This is a genomic window from Azospirillum sp. TSO35-2 (genome assembly GCF_003116095.1).
Lineage (GTDB): Bacteria > Pseudomonadota > Alphaproteobacteria > Azospirillales > Azospirillaceae > Azospirillum.
In genome coordinates this window covers 413,042-417,053 of the sequence record NZ_LGRA01000021.1, presented here as the reverse complement: position 1 = coordinate 417,053, position 4,012 = coordinate 413,042, and the positions used below count along the sequence as shown (strand labels likewise).

At 65.2% G+C, this 4,012-nt stretch carries 3 protein-coding genes; 2 read left to right on the top strand and 1 reads right to left on the bottom strand.

Translation table 11 applies throughout. From position 1 onward, the window contains the following. Window positions 1–64: 64 nt before the first annotated feature. Entirely contained in the window at window positions 65–994 is a 930-nt protein-coding gene (locus TSO352_RS18110) for a DUF2493 domain-containing protein (protein WP_109108703.1), read from the top strand. Between the two features lie 273 nt (window positions 995–1,267). Beyond that, the gene (locus TSO352_RS18105) at window positions 1,268–3,658 is read left to right on the top strand and encodes a type I restriction endonuclease (RefSeq protein WP_109108702.1); all 2,391 of its coding nucleotides are present in this window, start codon (window positions 1,268–1,270) and stop codon (window positions 3,656–3,658) included. A 73-nt stretch (window positions 3,659–3,731) separates the two neighbouring features. Here TSO352_RS18105 and TSO352_RS33720 read toward each other — a convergent pair. Next, window positions 3,732–4,012 (bottom strand): hypothetical protein (locus TSO352_RS33720; RefSeq protein WP_211100390.1); only part of this gene is annotated, 281 nt, incomplete at its 5' end.

Below are 4,012 nucleotides of genomic sequence, written 5' to 3'. Positions count from 1 at the left end.
GCCGGGGGATCGCCACGAAGGCCGCGGTTGGCGCGGCCGATCCTCCAGCCGAAGGGCAACCACCATGGTCACCGATACCGACGCCGGGCTCCACTACGCCTCCTCCCCCACCAACCACGCCCTGACCGAACTCCAGCTCTACGGCCACCGGCCCTTCGAGGACGATCCCGATCCCCGGCCGCTGCCCGACGAGACCGCCATCCGCGCCGCCCTGGCCGACGTCTTCGACGCCCTAGTTTCCACCCTGCAGGACACCCGCCTCGAACCCGACCTCGCCGACCTGCTGTGGTCCACCGTCAACCTGTTCCATCGCGCCGCCGACCGCGTGCAGCGCGAGCTCGACGAGAACGAGGACGCCCAGAAGCGCAGTCAGCGCGAGCAGGACGGCTCGGAGGTCCGCTCGGTCGAGTTAGAGCGGCTGCTGGCCGAGGGGCTGACGCTGATCGAGCGCCGCATCGCCATGGAGACCTTCCGTGACCATGCCGCCGAGCTGTTCGAGGTCCACACCGGTTCAAGCTGGCGGCCGCGCGCTGGCTCGCTGGTCAGCCACCGCACCCTGACGGCGTCGCTGATCGACAGCCGCGATTTCCTCGCCGCCAAGCGGAGGGCTGAGACCGAGCCGCTGCTGCCGGCCGGCCCCCGCATCGCCTTCACCGGCGGGGTGGAGTGCAACGACCACCACCGCATCTGGGCGGTGCTCGACAAGGTACGCGCCAAGCACCCCGACATGGTGCTGCTGCACGGTGGCAGCCCGAAGGGCGCCGAACGCATCGCCGCCTGCTGGGCTGAGCACCGCAAGGTAACGCAGGTGCTGTTCCGGCCCGATTGGGCGCGCCACGCCAAGGCCGCTCCCTTCAAGCGCAACGACCGCCTGCTGGAGGCGTTGCCCATCGGCATCGTCGCCTTTCCCGGCTCGGGCATCGCCGCCAACCTCGCCGACAAGGCGCGGCGCCTCGGCATCCCGGTGTGGCGCTTCGGCGACGGCGGTGCCTGAGCGCCGTCGTTCCGGCGATCCGTTTCGGCGGATCGCCGACTTTCCGTAAATCGGTTATCCTGGATAGCCGGATCGGCGGCTATGCGCCAGGAGCGGAATCCGACGCCGCTCCAGAAACACGACATTTGTGAAGCCGTCTAGGTCCGGCTTCGTATCTCTGCGGCTCGGGCCCGGCCAGGGCCACACATCTAGTCATTCGCGTTGGGCAACAATGCCCATAATAAGCACAAGAATAATAATGACATTGAAGGTAGGGAGTCGGTATTTTCAGTGATGATCAAGGCCAACAAACCCACCAAGAAACTCAAGGCCCTGCCGCCCGCCGTGCGTGCTGAGGCGGAACTGGAAAGCCGCCTTGCCGCCGCGTTGACGCAGGCCTTCCCCAACATCGGCCGCGACCAACTGGTCGAACAGCGGCGCTTCACGGTCCGACTGGGCCACAAGACCCACACCTTTGACAGCGCCGCCCTGTGGGAGAAAGCCGGCCGCGCCGACATCCTGCTCTTTTACGGCGAGCGGCCGCTAGCGGTGCTGGAGATCAAGCGCGAGGACCTAGCGCTGACCGAGGCCGACTACGCCCAGGCCCAGAGCTACGCCAACCAGCTAACACCACGGCCGCCGCTGGTTATCGTCAGCAACGGCGTGGAGACCCGGGTCTACGACGCCAACACCGGCGCGACATGGGCGGGGGACGACGACGCACAGACCGGAGTCCGCCAACTGCTCGCCAACGCCGCCAAGATCTCTGCCGCGGATATGCGCTGGGCGATTGAGGCGCTCATGGGCCGCGAGACAGAGGTATGGACACGGGCCGTCCGCGGCTGCACCGCGCGGCTGATCGCCGAGCTGACAGACCCGCCCGGAGAACGAGGCAGTCCCTTCGCTCAGAATCTGCTGTTTCCAAGGGTCGCTACGCTCCGGGCGATGAAGTCGCTGAAGGAGGGCTCGGCCTTCACGGTTGTCGAAGGCCCACCTGTCGGTGGCAAGTCCTCGCTGCTGCGCGAGTTGGCCGTGCGGACGGGATCGAGTGAAGAACTGGCAGTCTTGATGCTGCGGGGGAGCGGCCCCGGGCTTTATCGCACCGTTGCCAACCTGTTTGCGGCCGAACTCGACTGGACTCTTTCGGCCGACGACGCCCGCAGTTGGCTCCGCCGCATGTCCCAGGCGGGTGCGGGTCCGACCTTGGTGGTGGCAATCGACGACGTGGCGCCTGGGTCAGCCATGGCGGCGGACCTAGAGGAGTTGATGTCGCTACGGCCAGGCCCGCGGCTGAAGATTTTGGTGACCACGGATCGCGCCAAGGCACTGACTCGGGCGCCGAACGGCCGGACCCCAAGCGCCCTGGGCGCCCAGGCCGCCTTGGTCACCCTCAGATCGATGCGTGTGGAGGAGTTCCAGGCCGCCGCCCGAGCGCTCGCGGGGCAAAAGATCCTGTTCTCCAACGGCGCCGAATATGCTCAGGACTTCCGCGCACCCTGGGTGCTACGGGCGATCTACGATACCATTGCTCGCGACACCCGTTTCGCGGATCCCTCGAAAGGACCGTTGCTGCCACCCGCCTTGGGCCTCGAATGGATCGACGAGGCGCGCAAGGCCTACGCCGATCAGCCAGACCTGCTGCGCGGTTATCGTGTCCTAGCGCGCGACGCGCTTGCCGACGATGGGGCCCATTCCGCCGAGTTGGAGCTGCAGGCCGCCCACAGCTTTGTCATCCGGCGCGACGGCCTCTCGCCGGAAGGTCGTGAAGAACTGGCCAATCTGGCCGCTGCGGGCTGGGTGCGGACCCTCCGCCTTGACCGTGAGGACGTCGTGGCCCCGACCGTGCCCGCGGCGTTCGTGGTGGAACTGGCAGAGGCCGCTGCTGAAGAGCTCGATCGGCGCGCCCACGTTGATGAGAACGAGGCTGGGGTGTGGCTCGGTCAGCGCCTGGACGCCGTCCATCTTGGCGATTTGGTCGGCGCCGAAGCGATGCGTTGCCTGGCGCACGTGCGGGGCGACTTCGGCGCCGACATCATATGGGGCCTGTTGTCCGTGACCCCCAAGGAGCGGGTCATGGATGATGGCCTGATCGCGTTCGAATCCGCGGACGGCCGCCTCATCCACATCAAGCTCAAGGACGGCCAAGCTTGGCTGTCGGATCGCTCAGGCCAGGTCCAGGGCGAGCCGGTGGACCTCGACCCGGAGCCTTTGCGCAGCTACGGAGAAACGACCGCCTGGATGATCCTCGCCCAGTTCGCTCGCCTGCCGACCGCCCCGGTCGGCGACAACGACGCACGGATGGACGCCACGATCCTGTTCGAGGTCGGCCAATGCCCGTTCCCGCTCGTGCGCGCCAACGAGGAAGTCCTCGGCTTGCTTGAACACGACCTCGGCGACCTCGGTCGGGTAATCTGCCCGGATATGGGCGCCATTGAAGGGGTAACCCAGGCCATGGCTGACCTGCTGTCGAGGTCGTGGGCGAGCGCCGACGCCTTCGTCGACGCCGTGCTCAAAAGCCGTTCGCTGCCCCTCATCCACCGACTGATGATCGCCTTGCGCCTAGTGCGCGAGCGCAACATCCCGACCCGATCGAAATGGGCGGATGCCCTGCTGCGCGACCGGGTTGATCCCGCGATCTCGGCAGCGGTCATCGCCAATCTCGACGCTTCGACTATGCCGGAATGAGGTAATGTAGTGGACGGCTCTTTTCCAAAATACAGATAAAAAGTGTTGAACGTCGAAGGCACCACCTCACGTCTCATTGAAGGTCAATTTTTAGCTTATTTTGATAGACACCGATCCGCTTTTTAGCTCGCTCAATAACATCGCCGAAGTGCAGAAGTTCAAAATATGTTTCTCCCAGCTGTTGTCGAGTGACAGGATCAAGAAGCGGACTCGATTGAAACCAGCCATTCCCGACTGGGAATGGTGTCCATGTCCCGCTCAAGCGGAGTGGGTTAACTGAATCGCCTATCAGATAGCAATAGAACTTCTTTATCTTTCCGCCAGACTTGGCGGCGAGGAGATGGGAGTATTCTG

What these genes read in the sequence shown, in the direction of transcription:
- TSO352_RS18105 (WP_109108702.1), top strand. Translation starts at nt 1,268, where the DNA reads ATGATCAAGGCCAACAAACCCACCAAGAAACTCAAGGCCCTGCCGCCC.
- TSO352_RS18110 (WP_109108703.1), top strand. Translation starts at nt 65, where the DNA reads ATGGTCACCGATACCGACGCCGGGCTCCACTACGCCTCCTCCCCCACC.